This is a genomic window from Labrenzia sp. THAF187b (assembly GCF_009363375.1).
Lineage (GTDB): Bacteria > Pseudomonadota > Alphaproteobacteria > Rhizobiales > Stappiaceae > Roseibium > Roseibium algicola.
In genome coordinates, this window is sequence record NZ_CP045345.1 from 326,142 (window position 1) to 350,417 (window position 24,276).

20 protein-coding genes are annotated in these 24,276 nt (G+C 59.0%); 16 read left to right on the plus strand and 4 right to left on the minus strand.

The window, feature by feature from the left end; translation table 11 throughout:
- Window positions 1–274: 274 nt before the first annotated feature.
- Genes FIV03_RS29375 through FIV03_RS29390 form a run of 4 tightly spaced genes read right to left on the minus strand, consistent with a single transcriptional unit; the run spans window position 275 to window position 4,113 of the window.
- Window positions 275–1,240 carry an ABC transporter substrate-binding protein gene (locus FIV03_RS29375; RefSeq protein ID WP_152512319.1) on the minus strand — a complete coding sequence of 322 codons (966 nt, stop codon included), beginning with the start codon at window positions 1,238–1,240 and terminating at the stop codon, window positions 275–277.
- A gap of 10 nt (window positions 1,241–1,250) precedes the next feature.
- Window positions 1,251–2,315, minus strand: a complete 1,065-nt coding sequence (locus FIV03_RS29380) for an iron ABC transporter permease (protein WP_152512487.1) — start codon at window positions 2,313–2,315, stop codon at window positions 1,251–1,253.
- Window positions 2,315–3,289, minus strand: a complete 975-nt coding sequence (locus FIV03_RS29385; RefSeq protein WP_152512488.1) for an iron ABC transporter permease — start codon at window positions 3,287–3,289, stop codon at window positions 2,315–2,317. The genes FIV03_RS29380 and FIV03_RS29385 overlap by 1 nt, the downstream gene beginning before the upstream one ends.
- A 38-nt stretch (window positions 3,290–3,327) precedes the next feature.
- On the minus strand, window positions 3,328–4,113 hold the full coding sequence (locus tag FIV03_RS29390; protein WP_286202322.1) for an ABC transporter ATP-binding protein: 786 nt from the start codon (window positions 4,111–4,113) through the stop codon (window positions 3,328–3,330).
- 112 nt (window positions 4,114–4,225) lie between these two features.
- Between FIV03_RS29390 and FIV03_RS29395 the strand changes: the two genes are divergently transcribed.
- The 16 genes from FIV03_RS29395 to repC all read left to right on the plus strand — a co-directional run bounded on the left by FIV03_RS29395 (window position 4,226) and on the right by repC (window position 24,070).
- On the plus strand, window positions 4,226–5,533 hold the full coding sequence (locus FIV03_RS29395) for an NtaA/DmoA family FMN-dependent monooxygenase (protein WP_152512321.1): 1,308 nt from the start codon (window positions 4,226–4,228) through the stop codon (window positions 5,531–5,533).
- A gap of 483 nt (window positions 5,534–6,016) precedes the next feature.
- A complete protein-coding gene (locus FIV03_RS29400) occupies window positions 6,017–7,333 on the plus strand; it encodes a cytosine permease (RefSeq protein ID WP_077294379.1) in 1,317 nt (438 codons plus the stop codon).
- A gap of 57 nt (window positions 7,334–7,390) precedes the next feature.
- The gene (locus tag FIV03_RS29405; protein WP_023001373.1) at window positions 7,391–8,413 is read left to right on the plus strand and encodes an alpha/beta fold hydrolase; all 1,023 of its coding nucleotides are present in this window, start codon (window positions 7,391–7,393) and stop codon (window positions 8,411–8,413) included.
- Window positions 8,414–8,478: 65 nt separating this feature from the next.
- Entirely contained in the window at window positions 8,479–9,621 is a 1,143-nt protein-coding gene (locus tag FIV03_RS29410) for a transporter substrate-binding domain-containing protein (RefSeq protein ID WP_286202323.1), read from the plus strand.
- Between the two features lie 56 nt (window positions 9,622–9,677).
- The gene (locus FIV03_RS29415) at window positions 9,678–10,331 is read left to right on the plus strand and encodes an ANTAR domain-containing protein (protein ID WP_173014012.1); all 654 of its coding nucleotides are present in this window, start codon (window positions 9,678–9,680) and stop codon (window positions 10,329–10,331) included.
- A gap of 219 nt (window positions 10,332–10,550) precedes the next feature.
- Window positions 10,551–11,798 (plus strand): transporter substrate-binding domain-containing protein, encoded by a 1,248-nt coding sequence (locus FIV03_RS29420; protein ID WP_286202324.1) that lies wholly within the window; start codon window positions 10,551–10,553, stop codon window positions 11,796–11,798.
- Window positions 11,799–11,878: 80 nt separating this feature from the next.
- The gene (urtB, locus tag FIV03_RS29425) at window positions 11,879–12,748 is read left to right on the plus strand and encodes an urea ABC transporter permease subunit UrtB (protein ID WP_152512323.1); all 870 of its coding nucleotides are present in this window, start codon (window positions 11,879–11,881) and stop codon (window positions 12,746–12,748) included.
- A gap of 28 nt (window positions 12,749–12,776) precedes the next feature.
- Complete coding sequence (urtC, locus tag FIV03_RS29430; protein ID WP_152512324.1) at window positions 12,777–13,895, plus strand: urea ABC transporter permease subunit UrtC; 1,119 nt, start codon at window positions 12,777–12,779, stop codon at window positions 13,893–13,895.
- A complete protein-coding gene (urtD, locus tag FIV03_RS29435) occupies window positions 13,892–14,653 on the plus strand; it encodes an urea ABC transporter ATP-binding protein UrtD (protein ID WP_152512325.1) in 762 nt (253 codons plus the stop codon). The genes urtC and urtD overlap by 4 nt, the downstream gene beginning before the upstream one ends.
- Window positions 14,646–15,341: an urea ABC transporter ATP-binding subunit UrtE gene (gene urtE, locus FIV03_RS29440; RefSeq protein WP_152512326.1), complete on the plus strand. Its 696-nt coding sequence runs from the start codon at window positions 14,646–14,648 to the stop codon at window positions 15,339–15,341. The genes urtD and urtE overlap by 8 nt, the downstream gene beginning before the upstream one ends.
- A 33-nt stretch (window positions 15,342–15,374) precedes the next feature.
- Window positions 15,375–16,412, plus strand: a complete 1,038-nt coding sequence (locus tag FIV03_RS29445; RefSeq protein WP_152512327.1) for an aliphatic amidase — start codon at window positions 15,375–15,377, stop codon at window positions 16,410–16,412.
- 189 nt (window positions 16,413–16,601) lie between these two features.
- On the plus strand, window positions 16,602–17,429 hold the full coding sequence (locus FIV03_RS29450) for a CbbQ/NirQ/NorQ/GpvN family protein (RefSeq protein WP_055661031.1): 828 nt from the start codon (window positions 16,602–16,604) through the stop codon (window positions 17,427–17,429).
- 3 nt (window positions 17,430–17,432) lie between these two features.
- Entirely contained in the window at window positions 17,433–19,685 is a 2,253-nt protein-coding gene (locus FIV03_RS29455; protein ID WP_152512537.1) for a hypothetical protein, read from the plus strand.
- Window positions 19,686–20,176: 491 nt separating this feature from the next.
- Window positions 20,177–21,415 carry a plasmid partitioning protein RepA gene (gene repA, locus FIV03_RS29460; RefSeq protein ID WP_023001362.1) on the plus strand — a complete coding sequence of 413 codons (1,239 nt, stop codon included), beginning with the start codon at window positions 20,177–20,179 and terminating at the stop codon, window positions 21,413–21,415.
- A gap of 2 nt (window positions 21,416–21,417) precedes the next feature.
- Entirely contained in the window at window positions 21,418–22,422 is a 1,005-nt protein-coding gene (gene repB / locus FIV03_RS29465; RefSeq protein ID WP_152512329.1) for a plasmid partitioning protein RepB, read from the plus strand.
- 373 nt (window positions 22,423–22,795) lie between these two features.
- Complete coding sequence (gene repC / locus FIV03_RS29470; protein ID WP_152512330.1) at window positions 22,796–24,070, plus strand: plasmid replication protein RepC; 1,275 nt, start codon at window positions 22,796–22,798, stop codon at window positions 24,068–24,070.
- Window positions 24,071–24,276 lie beyond the last annotated feature (206 nt).

Sequence of the window (24,276 nt, forward strand, 5' to 3'; positions counted from 1 at the left end):
GATTGCTTGCCTTGGGAGCTCGTCCGCAGCCATTCGGGCCGACGACGCGGGGGCTCACTGAGTAAGCGGATATGAGTTGCATTTGTTAGCAGGCACAGCCAGCGGGAGCAATTAAACTTGTATCAAATACTCATGTTTTTTTAAGCCCGGCATCCATCGCGGTGGGCCGGATATGTTTTCTGGACGGGAGAAGGCAAGACACCCCGGACAAGCACTTGGTGTGCCGCCCGGGCGTGTCCGACGCAGAAAACCGATAGACTGAGCAGCACCGGTTTTACTGCGTCGTCTCGTTCCAGCTTGCGATCGCATCCAGCATGTGTTCCGCGCTTGCAACGCTCGGCGTAATCACTTTGGCGGGATCGACGAACAGGATCCGGTTTTCCTTGGCCGGTTTCATGAATTGATCCCAACCGGGAACAATCTTGCTCAGCGAAGCACGGGTGCCGGCCTCATCGCGGCCGCCGGCCATGTAGCTGTTGAGCAGGACAAGAACATCAGGATTGAGCTTGCCAAATTCCTCCGCACTCAAAGGCATGAGCATCATGGAACCGCCTGCCGGAGAGGCGCCACTCGGCGCGCCGACTTCCAGACGGCTGTATCCGAGATCTTCCAGTGCCTGAACCATCCCGGAGGAATCGCCCACAACATTGAGCTGGTCGGTCAGAAAGACGGGAAGGTAGGTCCTGCCTGAAGGATCGAAGGGCAGTTTGGCGCGCAGATCTTCCACGCGCTTTTCATAGGCCGCCTTGCGGGCGGCAAAGACATCTTCCCGGCCGACGAGAGCTGCGAGGTCTTCCTCGACATCAAAACCGTAGACCTTCGAGCTGCCGACATTCTGCAGATAGACCGGGGCGACAGTGGCCAGTTGATCGGCTTTGCCGGCATCCAGTTCGCTCGCGACGATCAGATCAGGTTCCAGCGCTCTCAGTTTTTCAAGGTCGAGCTGCCCGACGGGGCCGAAACCCTTCGGTTTCGTTTTGCCTTCGCCGAGAACGGTGTCGATGAAGTCGACTGCGATAACGAAACTGCCGTCGTCCGCCCGGCCGAAGCTGCCGGTAAGATCGAGGCCGAGATCCATCAGAGGAATGCCGAGCAACGGCTCGTGCATGACAACGATATGTTCGGGCTGCTCCGGTATCGTGACCTTCCGGCCTGTGTCGTCGGTGACGGTGCGCTCGGCTGCAAGGACCGGACTTGTCGCCAGTAGGGCTGCGATTGCGCAGGAGACGAGAAAACGCATGAAGATCCTTTCAGTGTGACTGGAGTTTGCGCAGCGCCTGCAGACGCAGCGCGATGATGAAGAGCGGCACGCCGACCATGGTCAGGCTGAGACCGAGAGGCATTGGCAGGGAGCCGCCAAGCCCGCGTGTCAGTGCATCGGCGATCAGGACGAGGATCCCGCCCATCAAGGCTGACAGGAAAAGCCGTGCCCGGGCGACGGCCGGTGAAAGAAAGCCGGCGATGTGAGGTGCCAGCACGCCGAGAAAGACCAGGGGCCCAACCGCCGTTACGGCAGCGGAGCTCAGCACAACGGCAGTGAGCAGGATCAACGGGCGTGAACGGCCAACAGGTTCGCCCAATGCCATCGCCATTTCGCTGCCCAGGTCATAGGTGGCCATGGCAGGGCCGAGAACGAAGATTGCCGCGAGGCTGAGAACGAACAACGGTGTAAAGGCGGCGATGACTGTCCAGTTGGCCTGGAACAGCGAGCCGGCCAGCCACTCGGAAAGGGCGATGGAGGTCTCGGTCGGCAGATACAGGATGAGAAGCGATCCGAAGGAAGACAGGACAGTCTCGATTGCTATCCCCATCAGGACGATGGAAAGGCCGCTGGATCGCTCGCTGCCGACAAGCCACAAAAGCAGACCGACAACCGTCAGCCCACCGGCGAGCGCAGCAAGAACCACAAGGCTCTTGGGTGCCGCAGGCAGGAAGACCAACAGCAACATGATCATCGTCATCGACCCCTGGCTGAAGCCGAAAAGTCCCGGGTCAGCCAGCGGGTTCCTGGCAACCGACTGAAGCATTGCTCCTGCAAGTGCGACCGCCCAGCCGACCATGAACCCGAGCAGGATCCGCGGCAGGCGGACCGTCCAGAGGGCATAGTCCTCTGCACCCGGCAATTGTTCACCGGCAAGCGTTCGGAAAAGATCGGTTAGCCCGGTGTCGGTCAGCCCGAGGCCGGTGGCAAGAGCTGCGAGTGCAAGCGCAGCAGCCACAAGACAGGCTCCGGCAAGCAGATTGCCGGTCCTCATCTGAAGTCCGCCAGCCAGACGCAGCACCCGTTTGCCGTCGATTGCTCTACCGCCTCTGATCATGAGGCCTCCCGGCTTCCGGGAGAGAGATAGAAGCGTTTGACGATCACGATGAATACGATGCCGCCGATCAGATCCGTAACCAGGCCGGTGTTCACGACGTAGGGGTAAAAGGCTTCCCGTGCGATGAGGTCCGCAGCCAGACCGACAATCGCTCCCACGATCAGGGAGACCGGCAGGGCGTGAACAAGATTGTTGCCCATGAAGGGGCGCACGATATGCGGCACGACCAGCCCGACAAAGCCGATCGGACCGCACACTGCAACCGCGGAGCCGGACCCGAGAACGGCTGCTCCGACGGCAAGACGTGAGACAAGAGGAACGTTGACACCGGTTGAGGCGGCCTTGTCGGCGCCCAGCAGGATCAGGGTCAGCGGCCGGGCAAACAGCAGCAGGATTGCGACGGAAAGGGCCCCGATCCACCAGAACATGGCAAGGCGGTCGATATAGACGTGGTTGATGTTGCCGGTTACCCAACTCAGGAAATCGGCACGTCGGGCCGGGTCGGACAACAGCAAGGCGTTGGTCATGCCGGTGAACAGCATGGAAACCAGGGCGCCGGACAGAATAAGAGACAATCCGCGCGGGTCGTTCCGGCGCCCTGCGAGCCGGGCAACTGCAAGGCTGGAGAGAAAGCCGGCAAGTGCTCCGGCAAGCGCCGCAATGCCCTGCAGCTCGGCACCAGCACCGAATAGCAGTGCACTGGCAACGAGAAAGAGAGCCGCACCTGAATTGACGCCCAGTGTGGCAGGGGAGGCCAGGGGATTGCGCACCAGGCTCTGCAGGACGAAGCCGCTGGCCGCGGCAATGCCGCCGGCGTAAATCGCAATCAGGGTGCGCGGCAAACGCTGGAAGAGAAGGACCGCTTCTTCGTAACTTTGAGCTTCGAAACGCTGGAGCGCGGCAATCAGGTTCGGCAGATCGGCCGCGTGGAAACCGAAGAACAAATGCACCACCAGTACGATGACAAGCATTGCAAGGATGAGCAGAAGGTGGAGACTACGCCGGTCCATCAGGCTACCGATGCGTGCCCAATGCGCTCCGGGAAGCAGACGAGGCGCCCATCGCGCGGAAAGATCTGGGTCCTGAGACCGAAGACCTGTTCGATGTTGTCACTGGTGACGGTGTCTGCGACCGGTCCTGCCGTAATGCACCGGCCTGACTGCATCAGCACGACCTCGTCGGCGAAGGCGGTGGTCAGGTTCAGGTCGTGCAGAACGGCAATCACCGTCTTGCCGTGGGTTTCGATCAACTCCCTGACAAGTTCGAGAACGGCGAACTGGTATTTCATGTCCAGATGATTGACTGGCTCGTCCATCAGGATGACATCGGTATCCTGTGCCAGAACCATAGCGATCCAGGCGCGCTGACGCTGGCCACCGGACAGTTTGTTCACGGGAAAGCCGGCCCGGTCGCTCAGGCCGACCGTCTCCAGAACCTGCTTGAAAAGATCACGATCCTGCGCCGACGGACCACCCGTCAGCGAATACCGCGAATAGCCGGCAAGCTCGATCAGCTCGCCAAGTGTCATGTAATCCGGGCAGAAGCAATCCTGAGGCAGATAGGCAATCCGGCGGGCAAGAGCTTTTCGGCCGATGCCACGGAGAGGTGCGCCTTCCAGCAGAATGTCGCCGGTGCTGATCGGCAGGAAGCCCATGATGGCTTTCAACAGGCTGGACTTGCCGCACCCGTTCGGCCCGACGATCGCCGTAAGCCGGCCTTTGCTGAACCGGACGGAGACATCACTGAGCACATTCAAGGGTCCGTAAGCCGCGCTTACGTGTCTTGTCTCCAGCAATTTCGACCTCTTGACCTTCTGCAATGCAGAAGTCTTTATACTATCCGAAACGAGCCAGCAAACCCAAAGCCAGCCCTCGAACTCGTTTCCAATCCAATCAAGAGCGGATTTGATGACCCCCTCAAAGAAATTGCATATCGGCATGTCGCTCGCCCCGACATGGCTCAGCGGCGACGCGTGGCGTCGTGCGGATAGTGGCGTGGAAGGCCTTTACGGCAGTGATTTTTATCTCGACGTCGCACTCCGTGCGGAGCAGGCCAAACTGGACTTTGCGTTTCTGCCGGACTCGCTGTTTCTGAACGCCGGGCTGCTGGCATCCGGCACCGGGTTCGCCAGTCTTGACCCGACATTGCTGCTGGCCTCGATCGCACGCGAGACGTCGAAGATCGGGCTTTTATCGACAGCGTCGACGACCTTCTTTCCACCCTATATCGTCGCCCGGCAGATCCAGTCGCTGAACTGGCTCAGCAACGGGCGGGCCGGCTGGAACATCGTCACCGCGCTGGACGGCAACGCGAATTTCGGCCTTTCCGAAATGCCGAGCCCGGAGGAACGCTACGCACGGGCTGCCGAATTTACCGAAGTCGTCCGGCAGCTCTGGGAGAGCTTTCCTTATGAAGCTCTCAAGCTCGACAGGGAAAGCGGGCTTTTCGCCGATGCGGATCTGGTCAAACCGGTCGACCACGAAGGTTCGTTCTTCAACGTGAAGGGCCCGCTCAACTTGCCGCGCTTCGGCAAGACACGGATACCGCTTGTGCAGGCTGGGGCTTCTGGTGCAGGCCGTGACTTTGCCTCTTCGGTGGCGGACGCGATCTTCGCCTCGACACCGGACAAGGCGGCAGCCATGGACTTGCGGTCCGATTTGCGCAAACGGGCCGAACAGCGCGGACGAAAGGGTGACGATATCCGGGTTTTGCCGGGGTTGAGCCTTTATCTTGCGCCGACCAGGGCGGAGGCGGAGGAGCTCTTTGCCGAAACCAACGCACGCGTGAGCCGGGACCGGTGCCTGGCAACTGTTCTGGAAATGACCGGGCTCGATCTTTGCGACTGGCCGGCAAAACGACAGGTGAAAGCCACGGATCTGCCCCCGCCACCGGAAACGGTGCGCAGCCGTACCCATTCGCAACTTCTGCGGCGGATGATCGAGCGGGACGAACCGGCCGTCGAAGACCTGCTGCGCCGGCCGGAGGTTATCGGCTCGGCCCATTGGCTCGTCGTCGGCACACCTTCCGATGCGGTCGCACAAATCAAGGACTGGGCAGCGGCAGGTGCGATCGACGGTTTCGTCGCCTTTCCGGGCGGATCTCTGGACGCGGTACGCCTGCTCCTGGAACAGGTGGTTCCTGCATTGGGTGATCTGGGCCTTTTCCGGAAGGACTATTCAGGCTCGACCTTCTTCGAGCATCTGACCCAGGAATAGGCATCGAGACAAACGCAGAAGCGCGTCACAGCAGGCGGACTACGCAGTTGAAGAGGCCGATGTTGCGCCATTTTCGGAAACCGGTGTCAGGGCTTGGCGAAAGAAAATTCCAACCCCTGACATCGCGAAACAGCAGCCCGAATAGAGTGCTTTGATGTTTGCCTGACGGGCGCCTGTGTGAAGCATTTGCTGTAATTAATTGAAATTAATAAGAAAAATCTTTTAGGTGGCTGGTCAAAAATTCGGCAGAAGCCGTGTGCCGATTTTGTTGACAGAAGTAAAACCTCTCGATAACGTTTCAATCTCCAAGTGATTGGAACGTGGCAACGGGGCCACTTTAAAATTCGCAGGCGAAAAGGCCTCTCTATGTCTTCGGAAACGAAGCTGTAGGGAGGCCTTTTCTTTTGCGCTCAGCGATGTGCCGCGAGAGAAACCCCGAACAACTGCCGGGGCGCGGCAGAACAATAAAAATGAGGGGTAAAAATGAGCAAGTTACACGGCGAGGCGGAAGCCTTGGACGAAGTGGATCATGTTCTCGGAGAAGAATATGAACACACGCCGGTCCCGATGTCGGCCCGCAGGAGCACCTTTTCGGTCACGACCGTCTGGATCGGTTTTCCAATGATCATCACCGGCGCCATGACCGGGTCTCTCCTGGTTCTGGGCATGGGTTTCACAAATGCGGTCTGGGCCATGCTCCTGGGCAACCTGATCATGTTTGCCTATGTCGGCCTGCTGGGAGTTCTGGGCACCCGCAGGGGCATGAATTTCGCACTTCTCGCCAGCGTGGTCTTTGGACGGAAGGGATACATGCTTGCCTCCGGCCTGCTGTCGACCTTGCTGCTCGGCTGGTACGCGGTTCAAACCGGCATCACGGGATCCCTGATCAGCTCGGCCTACGAGCTGAACTATGTCGCGATGACCGTGATCGCCGGCCTGCTTTACATCGGCATCACCTTCGTCGGCGTACACGGGCTTCACCTGATCGGGCTGGTGTCGGTGCCCTTGTTCGTGCTGCTTGGCGGCTGGGTGGTTGCCGACAGCCTGTCGACGACAAGCTGGGCGGAAATCGCGGCTTATCCCGGCAACAACGGCGCGGCGACCATGTCCATGGGTGTCGGACTGACAGTGGTCATCGCCCTGTTCATCGATGCCGGGACAGTGACTGCGGACTTCAACCGCTGGGCAAAGGATACCAAGGCATCCGTCATCGCAACGTTCAGCGCCTTTCCGTTCGCCAACATGTGCGCCATGCTGGTCGGGGGCATCATGACGGCAGCCCTTGCGGTTCCCGATGCCAATCCCTTCGGCACGGACAACATGTTCGGCTACATGAACGGCAAGCAGCTGACCTTTCTCAGTGTCCTTGCCTTCCTCTTTCTCTACTGCAATCTCGGCTCTGTCTGCGCTCATTGCCTTTACAATGCCGCAACCGGCTGGTCGCGTATTCTCAACAGCCGTATGCGGTTGATGGCAGTTGTCCTGGGTGTCATCGGTATCGTCATTGCCGCCGGCAACGTCTGGGCGTTCTTCATTCAGTGGCTTTCCCTGCTCGGCATCCTTGTTCCGCCGATCGGCGCGATCATTCTGGTTGACCAGTATCTGCAGCGCCGCAACGCCACGATCGACCGTGACTGGCGCCCGACTGCATTCGCTGCCTGGGCGGCAGGTTCCATCGTTGCGGTGATCGTCGAGTTCTATGCGCCGCAGTTTTCGACGGCAATTTCCGCGGGGCTTGCGGGTGGGGTTGCCTACCTCCTGTTCAACAGGATGCCAGAGGCCGCAAGGGCCGGTGCCTGACCCATTTCCGGCGGCTAAGGCCGCCGGACAATACCAAAAACCAGAGGATAGCCTTCCATGGCAGACTACGAAATTTACGAACTGGGCGACTTCACCTTTCAGAGTGGCGCAACGCTTCGCGAGTGCAAGCTCGCCTACAAGACCTTCGGCAAACTCAACGCGGCGAAGGACAACGTCATCGTTTACCCGACCTGGTATTCCGGCCAGCACGTCGACAACGAATGGCTGGTCGGCAAGGGCATGGCGCTGGATCCCGATGAGTATTTCATCGTGATTCCGAACATGTTCGGCAACGGCTTGTCATCTTCGCCGTCCAATACGCCCGAGCCCTACAACGCGGCGCGGTTTCCGAAAGTGACCGCCTATGACAACGTCCGCGCACAGCACCAGCTCATGACACAGAAGTTTGGTGTCGAGCGCATCAAGATGGTCACGGGCTGGTCCATGGGGGCTCTGCAGACCTTCCACTGGGGCGCGATGTATCCCGACATGGTCGAGAGGATCGTGCCGTTTTGCGGGTCCGCCAAATGCTCCCGGCACAACTTCGTGTTCCTGGAAGGGGTGAAAGCGGCCCTGACAGCCGATGCCGCCTTTCTGGAAGGCTGGTACGAGAAAAAGCCGGAACGAGGGCTTCGGGCGATGGCGCGAGTCTACGCCGGTTGGGGTTTCTCGCAATCATTCTACCGGGAAGAACTGGACCTGAAGACGCTTGGATATTCTTCGCTGGAGGATTTCCTGGTTGCGTTCTGGGAAGGATTTTTCCTGCCCAAGGACGCTAACAACCTGCTGGCCATGCTCTGGACCTGGCAGAACGGCGATATCAGCGCCAACGACATCTACCATGGCGATTACAAGAAGGCGCTGGGGGCAATACAATCGAAGGCATATGTGATGCCCGGCCGAACGGATCTATACTTCCCGCCGGAAGACAGCGAAATCGAAGTCGCGAACATGCCGAATGCGACGTTGATTCCGATTGAATCCATTTGGGGACATTTTGCAGGTGGGCCGGGCACCAGCCCGGTTGATGTGGCGTTTCTGGACGGGAAGCTGAAGGAAATACTTGCGGGTAGTGCCTGACAGGCAAGGCCAGCCCGGCCGGCCGCTTTTGCGGCCGGCGCAGGACTGAAAGGGGAGAGTTTGGGTTGACCAGTTCATGCAAAACTTCCGAACCGTGGCGCGTCGGTGTGTTGTTCTCGCAATCCGGCTACATGTCGGTGATCGAGGAAACCCAGTTGCGCGGGACGTTGACGGCGATCGATGAAATCAATGATAGCGGCGGGATCAATGGACGGCCCATCGAGCCGATTATCTATGACCCGGGTTCGGACTCGCGCAACTACGGGCTTCTTGCAAAGAAGCTTATGGTCGAGGACGGCTGCAGCACGATATTCGGCTGTTGTACCTCGTCCAGCCGCAAGGCCGTTCTGCCCGTGGTTGAAAGACTGAACGGCCTGTTGTGGTATCCGACGCTTTACGAGGGCTTCGAGTTTTCCTCCAACGTGATCTACACGGGAGCAACGCCCAACCAGAACAGCGTCCAGCTGTGCCGGATCCTGATGGAGCTCTATGGAACGCGGTTCTATTTCGTGGGGTCGGACTACATCTATCCGCGCGAATCCAATCGCATCATGCGGGAGCTGATCCGCAACAACGGCGGCAGTGTCGTCGGCGAGAGTTATGTCCGGCTGGGAGCGGACAGAAATTCCTTCGTACCGATCATGCGCGAAATCCGGCAGCTGCAGCCGGACGTGATCTTCTCCACGGTGGTCGGCAACACGACTACATATCTCTACCAGGCCTACGCGGATCTCGGCATCGACCCGAGGGTGATGCCGATCGCCAGCCTGACGACAACCGAGGCCGAGATCCGGGCGATGGGATATGATGTCGGCGACGGCCACCTGACCGCCGCTTCCTATTTCCAGGGCGTCGGCAACGACCGCAATGCGACCTTCATCGACCGTTACAAGAAGCGCTACGGCGAGGACGAGCCGACCAACATGTGTCTGGAGGCTTCCTATTTCCAGGTGAATGTCTTCGCCAAGACCCTTGCCGAGACCAACTCGATGGACACCTCGATGATCCGCCAGTCGGTCATGGGATCGGAATTCGATGCCCCGCAGGGCGAAGTTTCCATCAACCCCGTTTGGGGCCATGCCGACCTGTGGACCCGCATCGGCCGCGCGAACCGCAGCGGCCAGTTCGATATCGTTTTTGAATCGCCCTCCAGCGTGAAGGCGGATCCTTACTTGATTGGGTACGGCCGATGCCTCGAATACAGCTGACACAAACCTCCCGAAGAACCTGGACAAACAAGCAGACAACCGGGGAGACACTGGAAATGGACACAAACGCGGCGGCCAAGACCAAGCGTCCGCTTTCGCAACGAACGTCGGCTGCGGCTGCCATGCGCAAGAACGCCACCGCGACAACTCCGCATCAGAACCTCAGGATCGCGGTTATCGTCGAACCCGATGCGGATGGCGAACGCCTGATCCGGGAGTTGCAGCGCCTGCGTTGCGAGGTGCGCCATATCTGGCCGATCCCGCCGCAGTTGCCTGTCGATTGCGATCTTGTGTTCTGCACGCTGGTCGAGGATATGCCCAAACGTATCCCCTGGTTGCCGGGAGAGCCGGAAGCCGGTCTGGTGTTGGTGGATCGCGGTGTCAGCAATCTGGATCTCAAGCTGATCCATAATTGCGCCGCCCATGGCGTGCTGCACTATCCGGTCGTCCAGCGCGCGGTTCAGACTTGTGTCGCCCTGGCGCGCGAGCACTTTCTTTACGAGCGTCGACTAAGAAACCGGATCGATAAACTTGACGAAAATCTCAGAACGATGCGCCTTGTTGAACGTGCAAAGTCTCTGTTGGTTCGCGTCAAGAATGTAAGCGAAGAGGAAGCTTACAATTATTTGCGTCGGCAGGCGATGGAACGGCGTGTAACTATTGGCGCAGTTGCAAATGCGATAATTGACTCGCACGAACTTCTTAGCTAATCTTTCAAAGTTATTCGTGGCAACAGCGCCACGTACATCCGGGTAAAAGAGCCCCACGGTTTTCGTCTTGGCGGAACGTGGGGTTTTTTGTTGTCTGAAATTCAGACATTTCCCTCAGCGGCACCATAGCCGCGTTCACAAAAATCAGAGGCGACGATGCCCCGAACGAGCTGCCGCAAGGCAGGGCGGACGGGGCTTTTTTGTTTATGGAGCAGCAACGTGAAAACCAACAGGCGTAATTTTATTCTCGGGTCGGTCGCTTTCGGGGCAGCCGGTCTCGGCACCTTCCCGCATATCTGGAGCAAGAACAGCGGACTGGCGCGCGCCGCCGGCGGCCAGATCAAGGTGGGGGTTCTGTTCTCCCTGACCGGGACGACTGCGATTATCGAAGAGTCGCTCAACAAGGCGACGATCATGGCGATCGAGGAAATCAACGCCGCCGGCGGTGTCAACGGCATGGAGATCGTTCCGGTGGTTGAGGACCCGGCTTCTGATCCGGCGACTTTCGCGGAAAAGGCGCGCAAGCTTGTCCTCCAGGACAAATGCGTTTCGGTCTTCGGCTCCTATACCTCGGCCAGCCGGAAGGCCGTGCTGCCCGTGTTCGAAAAGCGGGACAATCTCTATTGGTATCCGACCCTCTACGAGGGGCGCGAGTGCTCGAAGAATGTCGTCTACACAGGTGCCGTTCCCAATCAGCAGCAGGACGAGTTCGTGCCCTGGCTGGTGAAGAATTTCGGCAAGCGCTGGTACCTGATCGGGTCGAATTACATCTATCCGAAGGAAGAGAACAACTACTGCAAGAAGTTGCTGGCCGAACTTGGAGCCGAAGTGGTTCACGAGGAATATGTGCCGCTCGGCCATTCGGAATTCTCGTCCGTCATCAACAAGCTGAAGGCGGAAAAGCCGGATGTGATCTTCTCGACTGTGGTCGGCGATTCCGTTGTCGCCCTGCACCGGCAATATCATGCGGCCGGGCTCGACCCGGAAAAGATGCCGATGGCCAGCCTGACCACTTCCGAAAACGAAGTGGCGGCGATGGGGGGGGCCGCTGCCGCGGGACATTTTACCTCCGCACCATATTTCATGGTCTGGGATTCACCGGAAAACCAGAAATTCGTCGAGGCCTACAAGTCCCGCTGGGGCGGCGACAAGGTCACGCATTTCGTCTCCGAGCCGTCCTATTTCCAGGTGCATCTGTTCAAGCAGGCCGTCGAGAAACTGTCGCCGGACGATATCGATCCGACCACCATCCGCGAGGCCGTCAAGGGCGAGCAGTTCAACGCGCCGCAGGGACTGGTCAAGATCGAGGGCGAGAACCTTCATACCTGGCTGAGACCGAAGATCGGCCAGTGCAAGTCGGATGGCCAGTTCGAGATCCTGCAACAATCCGCCGACTGGCTCGAGCCCATTCCCTACAAGGCATACGACGGCCAGGTCTGCACCGCTGACGGTCTGAAGAGCAGCTGACGCGCGCAAACGGGCGGCGTGTCGTCACGCCGCCCGGCTTTTCCGTGACCTGATGTTTTCCAGACCTTGAAGGCTTGCAGATGGAACTTGTCGTCTCCCAACTCCTGACCGGTCTCAGTATCGCTTCGATCCTGATGCTGGTCGCCCTTGGCCTCGCCGTCATTTACGGCGTGACCGGGGTCATCAATCTCGCGCATGGCGAATTCGTCATGCTGGGCGCCTATTGCGCCTGGTTCCTGCAGTCCCAGCTTGGCATGGGATTGCTGGAGAGCCTGATCCCGATCTTTTTCATTCTCGCGGTGTTCGGCTGGGCTGTGGAAGCCCTGGTCATCCGCCATCTCTACGACCGGCCGCTCGACACCATCCTGGCGACCTGGGGTATTGGCGTGATGGCGCAGCAGGCGATCCGGCTGATTGCCGGTGGCGAGCTGCGTTATGTCGAGATCCCGGCGTTCCTCAGTGGCAGCGTGTCCCTGTTCGGCGCGAGCGAGTCCGCCTACCGGCTGTTCATCCTCGGTCTTGCGCTTGTCCTCTTCGGGATCACCTGGGTCATCTACCGACGCACCAGCTTCGGGCTGAAACTGCGCGCGATTACCCAGAACCGGGAGATCGCCTCCAGCTTCGGCATCAATTCCGCCCGCATCTACCGGTCGACCTTCGCCTATGGCGCCGGCATTGCCGGTCTCGCCGGTGCGCTCGTGTCGCCGCTGAAGAGCGTCTCTCCGGAGATGGGGACGACCTACGTCGTCGACGCCTTCATGGTGGTTGTCCTTGGTGGTGCCCAGAGCCTGCTCGGCACTGTCGCAAGCTCCGGGATCCTGGGTGAACTTTCGGGTTTCCTGGCCTTCCACAGTAACGACACCCTGGCCAAGGCGCTGGTCCTGCTGGCGATCGTCATCCTCATCCGCTTTCGGCCCGAAGGCCTGTTCTCGACCCGTGTGCGCTCGTGATCACGGCCGGAAAAAGGATCGCAATTCAATGAACCTGACTGGAAAATCAACAGCACGGCTGGTGCTCTATCTGGCGTTCTGTGCAGCCATCTTGCTCGTGCCGTCCGTGCTGGACGATGCGTTTCTCCTGAACAAATATTCCCGCTACCTGGTCTTCGCCATCCTGGCAGTCTCGCTCAGTCTCTCTTGGGGCTATGCCGGAATTCTCAATCTCGGCCAGGCAGCCACTTTTGGCCTCGGGTCCTACGCCATGGCCATGGGCCTCAAGCTGCGCACCGTGCCGGTGCACACCGGCAGCGAAGGGCTTCCGGACTTCATGGTCTGGAACAATGTCACCGAACTGCCCTGGTTCTGGGCACCGTTTCACTCCATGACCTTCGCCATTCTGGCGGGCCTCCTGATCCCTGCCGCCTTTGCTGCGCTGCTCGGTTGGTTCATGTTTCGCGGGCGCATCACCGGTGTCTATGCGTCGATCATCACTCTGGCCGTTCTGGTGGTGGTCAATCTCCTGATCATCGATCAGCAGCGCTACACCGGCGGCTTCAACGGCATCACGGATCTCGCCCAGTTCGAAGTGGCCGGTTTCTTCTTCGACGCCTATTCCGCGACAACCTATTACCTGGTCGCGCTGTGCCTGTGTGTCGTGCTGTTTCTGTCGCTCGCGGTTACCCGCAGCAAGACCGGCATGATCCTGCAAGCGATCCGCGATCAGGAAAACCGGGTCCGTTTCTTCGGCTACGACGTCGCGCTCTATCAGATCTTCGTTTTCTCGGTGTCGGCCGGCATCGCCGGTCTGGCCGGCATGCTCTACACGATCGTGATGGAATTCGCCTCGCCGACATTCCTTAGCGTTCCACTCAGCCTCTCCGTGGTGATCTGGGTAGCCGTGGGCGGCCGGCAGAGCCTTCTGGGGGCTGCCATCGGAGCCCTGATCGTGACCGGCGTCCAGGGTGCCCTGTCGGAATCCGAAGTCTTCCTGGAAAGCTGGATGCTGATCATGGGGGGGCTGTTCGTACTCGCTGTCCTGTTTCTGCCGAAAGGCATTGCAGGTGCGGTCTCGATGGCCGTCGACCGGCTGCCCTTTTTCGCCGGCAGCGCCAGGAAATCCGCGAGCAATGTCATGAAAACCACGGAGGCGGCGTCATGAAGACGGCAACCGACCACCTCAGCCTTCGGGACGTCAGTGTGTCCTTCGGCGGTTTCCAGGCGATCTCAGGATTGTCGCTGGATGTGAACAGCGGCGAACTGCGGTGCCTGATCGGACCGAACGGTGCGGGCAAGACCACGGCGCTCGACCTGATCTGCGGCAAGACCCGTGTGACCTCAGGCGAGATCCGTTTCAAGGGGGAGGCGATCCATACCCTGAAGGAATATCAGATCGCCCGCATCGGTATCGGACGCAAGTTCCAGGTGCCGAGTGTCTTCCGCGAACTGACCGTTCGGGAAAACCTGAACATCGGTCAATCACGAAATACCGGCGTTCTGGCCAACCTCGTACGTTTCGGTGCAAGTCACGACGACGAGGAAATCGAACGTCTTGCGGTTCTGGTCGGCCTTCAGGACGATCTCGATCTTGCTGCCGGACATCTGTCTCACGGTCAGACGCAATGGCTGGAGATCGCGCTGATCCTGGCCCAGAACCCGACACTCATCCTGATGGACGAGCCGACAGCCGGCATGACCGCGCAGGAAACCGGCAAGACGGCCGAGCTGTTCAACAGGCTGCGGGGCGAGCACACGCTGATAGTCGTCGAGCACGACATGGGATTCGTGCGCGACATCGCTGAAACCATTTCAGTCATGCACCAGGGCAAGCTGCTTGCCGAAGGTTCGCTGGAGGAAGTCTCCAGCGACCAGCGAGTGAAGGAAGCATACCTTGGAACGAAGGAGGCCGGCCATGCTTGAGCTGAACGGCCTCGATGGTTTCTACGGCCGAAGCCGTGCGCTCCAGTCCGTTTCCATGGACATTGACGAGGGTGATTTTTTCTCCGTTCTCGGCCGCAATGGCGTGGGCAAGACGACACTTCTTCGCAGTGTCCTCGGGTTGATGAGCAGAACGTCCGGTTCGGTCAAGCTGGACGGAATGGAATTGAACAGCCTGCCGACGCACGCAAGAGCGCTCGCCGGCATCGGCTATGTCCCGCAAGGCCGCGGCATCCTGCCGGCCTTCACCGTGCGCGAGAACCTGATGATCGGCACCTTCGCCGCCCAGTCGGGCCAGGGCGAGATCGCCGATTGGGTGCTGGAGCTGTTTCCGATCCTGAAGGAGTTCCTGAACAGGCGGGGCGGCAACCTTTCCGGAGGTCAGCAGCAGCAGCTTGCAATCGGTCGGGCGCTTCTTTCCCAGCCCAAGGTGCTTCTGCTCGATGAGCCGACGGAAGGCATCCAGCCGAACATCGTCGAGCAGATCGAGGGTGTCCTGATCGACCTGAACCGAACCAGGGGCCTCACCATCGTTCTGGTGGAGCAGAACCTCACTTTCGCACGCCGGGCCTCGAACCGGTTCGCGATTCTCGACCGCGGCACCGTCGCGGTCACTTCCGGCATTGCCCAACTGTCCGACGACCTTGTCCACGAACACCTCGTGGTCTGAGGCGCGGCAACCCGTTCCTAGAAGGAGGAATTGATGTATCACGGTGATATTTCCAGCAGCAACGACACCGTCGGCGTGGCGGTGGTCAACTACAAGATGCCGCGTCTGCATACCCGCGAGGAAGTGCTGGCCAATGCTCGCAACATCGCGGACATGATCGCGGGAATGAAGATCGGCCTTCCGGGCATGGACCTGGTGATCTTCCCGGAATATTCCACCCACGGGATCATGTATGACCCCAAGGAGATGTACGAAACCGCTTCCCAGGTGCCTGGAGAGGAAACGGCCATCTTCGCCGAAGCCTGCAAGAAGGCGAACGTCTGGGGCGTGTTCTCCCTGACAGGCGAGCGACACGAGGATCACCCAAACAAGGCGCCTTACAACACGCTCATCCTGATGAACAACAAGGGCGAGATCGTCCAGAAATACCGCAAGATCATGCCCTGGGTGCCGATCGAAGGCTGGTATCCGGGCGATTGCACCTACGTCTCGGAAGGCCCGAAGGGGATGAAGATAAGCCTGATCATCTGTGACGACGGCAACTATCCGGAAATCTGGCGTGACTGCGCCATGCGCGGGGCGGAACTCATCATCCGCTGCCAGGGCTACATGTATCCGGCCAAGGAGCAGCAGATCCAGATTTCCAAATCCATGGCCTGGGCGAACAACTGCTATGTGGCGGTTGCAAACGCCGCCGGCTTCGATGGCGTCTATTCCTATTTCGGCCATTCAGCCCTGATCGGTTTCGATGGCCGGACGCTGGGGGAATGCGGCACCGAAGAAAACGGCATTCAATATGCCCAGATGTCGGTGTCGGGGATCCGCGATGCCCGCAAGAACATGCAGTCGCAGAACCACCTCTTCAAGCTGCTACACCGTGGCTACACCGGCACGATCAACTCCGGTGACGGCGACAAGGGCCAGGCAGCCTGCCCCTATAACTTCTACGCCAACTGGGTGAACGATCCGGAAGGAACGCGGGAGATGGTCGAGGCCATGACCCGCACGACGGTCGGCACCGAGGAATGTCCGATGGAAGGCATCCCGAACGGCGCAAGCACCCACCGCTAGGGCTCAGGTCCAATCCGGGCGGGAAGTCTCTCGCCCGGTTCGAAATCGATCAGCTCTTGCCGCAGGCCAACAACCTGGCAGCACGCGCTGATCCGGCGATCCTCCCGAGCGATGCGGTTCGCAGCGCCGCATCCTCCTGGCGCTGCAGCGATTTCCCCCGCTGCAGCGTCTTCAACAGGAAGTTCAGGAATGAATGCACCGATAGCTGGTCCGGTTGAGGACCCGATTGACGCCTATCGCATTGTCAGTGAACCCTTTTATCGCCCCTTTGCACAGGAGGTCGGCCATTATGAAGCCGCCTATGCCGCACGGTTGCCGATCCTTCTGAAGGGGCCCACGGGATGCGGAAAAACGCGGTTTGTCGAGCACATGGCATGGCGGCTGAAGCGTCCTCTCGTCACGGTGTCCTGTCATGAGGACATGACCGCGTCGGATCTGGTCGGACGGTTTCTGCTGGATGCCGACGGTACCGTCTGGCACGACGGACCGCTGACGGCGGCCGTCCGGCACGGTGCGATCTGTTATCTCGATGAAGTGGTGGAAGCGCGGCAGGACACGACGGTCGTCATCCATTCCCTGACCGACCATCGCCGCCATTTGCCGCTGGAAAAGAAGAATGAACTGGTCCAGGCGCATCCGGACTTCCAGCTCGTGATTTCCTACAACCCCGGCTATCAGAGTGTGCTTAAAGATCTGAAGGAATCCACCCGGCAGCGGTTCTGCGCGATTTCCTTCGACTATCCTGATGCGGCAATCGAAGCGGAAATCGTGGCGCGTGAAGCCGGTGTCGAGCCTGAAACAGCAAGGGTTCTTGTCCGGGTTGCGGAAAGATCCCGGAACCTCAAGGGTCACGGACTGCGCGAAGGTGCATCGACGCGCATGTTGATTGCAGCCGGTCAGCTGACAGCGCAAGGCGTGCCGCTGGAAGAGGCCTGCCAGATTGCCATCGTGCTGCCGCTGGTGGATGAGCCGGAGATCCGCGCTGCGATGTCCTCCGCTGTTTCAGCCTGCCTCTGAGACATGGCTGTGACGATGACCGAGGCTGCCACGGCAAAGGCGAACACCGTTGAGACGCGCGAATGTGAACGGCAAATGTCTGCCGTCTGGACAAAGGCCCTGTCCCGGATTTCCCAGGCCGGTTACGGCGAAACCGTAACGCAAGCCTATCGCACGTGTGGCCCGATGATTGCGGAGGCGGTTTCGGAAGAAGCCGCAGCCGATCTTGGACGCCTGGTTTCCTGGATTGCCATTCGTTCCGGCCGGCGCGCCGCTGCAAGGGTGCCGCATACAGCGGCTCGCGCAGCGGAGCACTTGAAGACATTTCCTGCTTTTTCGGAGTGGTGCGCTCTTTTGGAACGGACCGGACGCGACCTGCCGGAAGCCGTTGAGGCACTGCTTGAGACCTCTGACAGATCCCTGGCAGAAATCGGCTTGTCCGGCTTCAGGACATTCGTCGGCATGGGGTTGGCACTCAGACTGACGAGCCGCGAAAAGGCGCGATTGTTTCTCGCTGGTGAAGACCCGGAAGCGCGGCACTTTCTTGACCGGCAGTCGTCAGTCTTGCGATTTGACGACGAAGAGCTTCGGTTGAAGACGTTTCATGCCGCCTTGTGGGGTCAGCTTCCGCCCATCGTCGAAACCCCGGCCACAGCTCCGGAGCAAATGCGTCGCAGAGCCGGGTTCGGGCGGGATGGCATTCGTCTGCCGTCGGGATTCCCGGGTTTTGACCGCGCGGACAGCCTGAAGCTTTATCATGCGGCTCTTGCCCATGTCGGCGCTCACATTGCCTTCACCCGGCAGGTGTTTGAGCGAAAGTCCCTGAAACCCTTGCAAGTCGCCGTTATCTCCTTGCTTGAAGACGCGCGGGTCGAAAAGCTCGCTCTGCAAAAGATGCCGGGGCTGAGGTCACTCTGGAGCAGCTTCCACACCATGGATGCAAACTCCGCGGACCTGGCGATAACCTTGATGGCACGGTTGTCGCGCACGCTGATAGATCCGGAATACAGCGATACCAACGGTTGGGTGGAGAAAGGAAAACGCCTGTTCGAGGAAGCCTTTGCCGCGACCCCCAACGACCAGACCTTCTGCCGAAGAATTGGCGGGCTGCTTGCCAACGATCTGGGGCAGATGCGGCTGCAGTTCGACGCCCGCACCTATATGGTGCAGCCGGCCTACAGGGACGACAACCTCGGTATCTGGACCTTCGACGAGGAACCGGACCTGATCGAGATGGATGTTGCGGTTGAAACGGAAGGTGTGCGCCTGGAGCAACAAGAACGCGACGAGGCCGACAGGCAGGAGCCCGAAGAGGAAGAAAAGCGCGAGGAAGAGGCCGCGGCTGCGGAAAAGCTACGGCTTCGAGATGAGGACGCGGTAACCCGGCTGATCACCTATCCCGAATACGATCATGTCAGCCGCCGCATGCGCCCGGACTGGTGCACTGTTCATGTCACTGAGGCACCGCGAAAGGCGGCAACCGGTCTGTTGCGGAGCCTCAGGCAAGAAACCAGGATACAGAGTTCTCTCATCTCTCTGATCTCCGGTGCCAATGTGAATGCCTTCCAGCGGGAGCGTCGGCTGGAAACCGGTGACTTTCTCGATCTGGATGCATGCATCGATGCTCAGGCAAGTCGCCGCAACCGGGAGATCCCCGATCCGAGGATCTTCGGCCGGAAGAGTTGCAAGGGACGGGACCTGGACATCCTGTTGCTGATCGACCAGTCACACTCAACCGGCGAGCCGGCAGGCGAGGGGGGCGCCAGCATTCTCGATCTTGAACGCCTGTCTGCCGCGATAATGGCCGGGGCGATGGAGACGACCGGCGACAATTGCGCACTTGCAGGGTTTTGCTCGGACACTCGGGAGACGGTCCTATATGCGCGGATCAAGGACTTCGGCCAACCGGTCGACCAAGGCGTGTATGAACGCTTGGCCGGTCTGGAAAGTGCTTTTTCGACCCGGCTGGGCCCGGTTATGCGTCACGGTGGGCGTGAGCTCGCCGAAAGGACGGCATATCGAAAGGTATTGCTGGTGGTGACTGACGGCGAGCCGTCCGATATTGACGTCGATGATCCGGATTATCTCCTGGAAGACGCCCGTTTCGCCTTGCGCGAATTGGCGATGGCCGGCATCGATGTTTTCTGTTTCTCGCTCGGCGACAACCGCAACGATTATTCCGGCAGGATTTTTGGCGGCAAGAATGTCAGAAAGCTCGCGGACCTTTCCAGGCTTCCTGGCGCTCTGCTTGGGCTCTATGGAGAGTTGAAAAAGTAGGAGCTGCCTCTGGTGAGCTGCTCTCATTTCTCCGGATTGCCAGTTCTGTGGTGAACCTTGCGCCAGTCTTGAGCGAGCTCTGATCGCCTGTTCCGACCGTACCGATTCTGTTGAAACATCAGAAAATCTGCCTTTAACCCGCAAAACACCCGGAAAAGTTTCAAGGAAGATTTTGCGTGGGTTTAACTTCAGCCAGTGTTCTGAATATGTGGCCGGTCCATCGCCGGAGACCTCGCGGTAGGTTTCAAGGGCAAATTAAGTAATTGAAATAAATAAGGAAAAAATAGGATCGGCTATAATGATGCTCTGGAACTCGCAAAGATTGGCACACCCGTCGGGTCGGAAAGTTTCGTAGAGGCATCTGGAATGCCGGTTCAACCAGGCCGGGTTAGGGTTTCGTTAACTTAAATTTCCTTGCACCATCTGCTGGAATCCTGCATCCATGACGGAGTTACCGCTCATATCGGGCACGAAACCGTCAGAGGGCATTAATGGCCGTTACCGAACAATTTTCCGGTGGACGCGATACGACCGCAAAAATCGAAAGTTTCACGCAGAAGCTTTCGGACCGTTTGCAGACGATGCGCGAAATGACCTACCCGCCGGAAGCCCGCAAGGTTTTCGGCCGGACGTTTTCCACGACGGATCTGGTTCGTCTGCTGGGCGTGCCGGAAAGCACGCTTCGCACCCTGACGCTGGAAGGCAAGGGCCCGCAGCCGCATCGCGCCGAAAACAACCGCCGGATCTATACAGTCGATCAGGTTTGGGAACTGAGGGCATTCCTCGCGGAACTCAGGCCTGACGATGCGCATCGCCTCGTGCCTCATCGCCGACCGGGAGAAAAACTGCAGGTCGTTGCCGCTGCTAACTTCAAGGGTGGCAGCTCTAAGACGACCACCTCCGTTCATCTGGCCCATTACCTGGCTATCCAGGGCTACCGCGTGCTGTGTGTCGACCTGGATCCCCAGGCCTCCATGACCACGACCTTCGGCATTCAGCCCGATCGTGATCTTCGGTCCGGCGAAGACGATGACGAACGGACCGATACGACCTACGACGCTTTGCGGTACGACAATTACCGCGTGCCGTTCTCCGAGGTCATACGTGAGACCTACTTCCCGGGCATTCACCTTGCCTGCGGCAACCTGCGCCTGATGGATTTCGAATACGATACGCCGACCGCGCTTGCCGAAAGGACGACCGACGAGCTTGGCCTGTTCTTCCAGCGCCTCGATGCCGTGATCCAGTCGGTTGAAGAGCACTATGACGTCGTTGTCCTCGATACGCCACCTTCGCTCGGCTACACGACTATGGCGGCTCTCTATGCGGCAACGGGCCTGATCATCACCGTTCACCCGGCCATGCTCGACGTCTCGTCATGCTCCCAGTTCCTGAAGATGATTTCGGATGTGACCCATACGTTGTCCGAAGGCGGTGCGGTTTTTGAACATGACTTCACGAAGTTCCTGCTGACCAGGGTCAACCCCAACGACGGGCCGCAGAAGATCATGTCGGGCACGATGCGGGACTTGTTCGGGACCGACGTCCTTGTCGCCGAGGCGATTGAATCGACCGCCATCGCATCTGCCGGCGTTGCCAAGAAAAGTCTCTACGAAATCGAATCCGGTGAAGTCGGCCGGGAAACCCTGAAGCGGGCGCTGGAAAGCGCAGACCGCGTCAACGCCGAAATTCTCGATCTGATCAAGAGTGTATGGGGCAGGGAGGTTTGACGATGAAAAAGTCGATCGTCAAAATGATGTCCGACGCGGCAGCTGCAGCCGCCGACAAGAAGGAGCCGCCCAAACCGGTTGCGGGCCAGAAGGTAACCGCACCCGTCGTGAATTCCATGGGGCGCGCCTTGTCGCATATGCGCGAGGACAGCATCGTTGCCCTTGATCCGTCGAAAATCGACCCAAGCCCGTTTTCCGATCGCTTCGAAACAGACCTCGAAGCGCAGGAGGCTCTCGAAGAACTCAAGCTTTCGATCCAGGATGAGGGGCAGAGGATCCCCGTTCTGGTGCGCCCGCACCCCACGGAACGGGACCGCTATCAGCTGGCCTATGGACACCGCAGGTTGTTTGCCATTCAGACATTGATGGCGGAAGCCGGCAAACCGGAGACGTTCAAGGTCAAGGCGTACGTTCGCAAGCTTAGCGATGCCGAGCTGATCAAGGAACAGTCGCTTGAAAACGGCGTCCGCGAAAACCTGACCTTCGCGGAGATGGTCCTGTGGGCTGTGCAGCTGCGCGAAGCAGGGCTCAAGCAGCGCGAGATGCAGCCGGTGCTCGGCCAGGTTCAAACGGTCATTTCCAATATGCGGAAGATCGCCGACAGCATCCCGCACGATATCATTCGCGCGATTGGCCGTGCCAGGAATGTTGGCCGGCCAGCGTGGATGGAACTGGCGAAGCTGTTTGAAGACCCTGCCGCCGAACAGCGCGTTCGATCCGTCATAGACGGTGAGGATTTCAGGCTGGCTGCTGCGCAGGACAGAATGTCCATGGTAACGCAGGCAGCAAGAGGCAAACAAAAGAAGGCTGCACCGGCAACACTGGCAGCAGCAGAAATCACATCGAACGGAACGGTACTGGCAAAACTGAAGAGAACATCGGCGGCAACCGTGTTCTCGATACCGAAATCCGAAGCTGAATTCAGTCACTGGCTGGAGGAGAACCTTCCGGACGTCTATCGCGATTATCTGCGCCAACGGCAGGAAACGGGACGTACGAAGGGCTGAGGATGGTCGTGGCATACCTCAAAAGGGAATGCCGGGCGCACAATGATCCGGGGCAGGTTTTCAAATGTAGTCCCGGGCCATATCGGCAAGAGGCCGGATTTCGGCCAGGCCCCGTGAAGAAGGAGACGGTGCGAGAGAAATAGAGACCAAATGAAAAGAGACCGAAACGGCGGCAACCGTTCAGTCTCTTTAATCACGGTTCAACTTGGAACGTCCAAACAGGAACCTCAACACTTCCCTGTTTTAGGCGAATTCCGAATCACGCGCAAGATCCATCTTGTGTGAACGGTGGATTTCTGCCGATTTCCCGAAGTTGAACCTCCTGAAACGCATAACGCCGCACGTTGGCTCGTGTCGGTGAACGGAGGTTGTCATGCCTGCTGTTTCGAACGTCTCTTCCTTCCGGAAGGTGACGCCGGGGATACTTGCGTCCCAGCGTCTGGCAATGTCGAACGACATTCCCGATATTGGAAAATCCGAAGTCGCTATTGCCTTGAAACGTGCGGCCCAGCCGATCGGTCTCACGTCGACAGCCTATCATGTCCTGGACATCCTGCTTGGCCTGTCAAAGCCGGACGACTGGAAAGGGGACAACAGGCCCGTTGTTGCCATCTCCAATGAGAAGCTTGCCTCATATGTCGGCAAGAGTGAACGAACGGTCATTCGCGCCATCAAGCAGCTGGTCGAGGCCCGTATTCTTGCCTACAGGGACAGTTCGACCGGCCGCAGGTGGGTGCACCGCAACGACAGTGGCGACATTACCTTTGCCTATGGTCTCGATTTCACGCCGGCAAGAGTGCGATACCGCGAAATCAAGCGCCAGGCCGACGAATGGCAGGCTCATCTCAATGCCGTCCGGGAAGCCAAACGGACGGTCATGAGGATCTCCAGGGCGATTGTCGACATCGTCGATGCAACGAAAGACGTCGACCTGACAGACTTCCTGGATCAGATGGCAGCTATTCTGGACGCGGAGACTGATGTTCAGGCAAAAGCTCAGGCGTTGCTGGACCTTTACGACCTGGTGATGGAAGCTCTGAAGGAGGCCTCCAATACGCAGTCAACTGCACATAAAAATGGGGATTCGTCATGCGAAGATGACATCAATGTCACCCCTATATTTAATACAAACTCACCAGACTCTTGTTCAAATAACCGGACATCTGCTCACGCAGATGAAATCAAAAATAAAACTAACGTCGCCTACGGCGCCGAAATAGCTCCTGAAAGGGAGCAAGCGGAGCGGGGTGGGGGCTCCAACAGGGGATATACACTGCAGAAAGGCTCCGGTAAGGCGGATTTTGTCCGATCGGAAACCCTGGACGCTGTTTCGATCTCTTTGCTGGAAAGCGCATGTACGTCGATCCAAGGCGATTTTGGGCTATCTCTCAAAAGCTGGCCGGACCTCATTGCCGCAACCGACGTGCTGAGGATCGGTATCGGATTAAGTGAAAAAGGCTTTACCGAAGCCTGCGGAAGGCTGGGGCGGCATGTTGCTGCGGCGATTCTTGCGATGGTGGCCGAAAAGGCCTTGCGGGATCCGGAAAAAATCAGCTCGCCGGGCGGTTACTTCCGGGCATGTTGTGAACGGGCGACCGAAGGCAAACTTGCGCTGGCAAAATCCCTGTTCGGCCTCGCTGCGCGCTGATCGGGCGCCGCGGGGAGCGGGATCCTCTTGTGCGAGTACTGCTTCCGGGCAGGGGGCGCCAAAATGAAGGGATCTTGAAACTTTGTGGTCTTCCCGGGAGTGCTGATCCTGCACGAACACGGGTAATCGCTGCAGGGCACGTAGGCGGCGCTGGATTCGAGCCTTCATAAACTTGCCTTACGCATGGCTGACTTTTGTCAAAACGA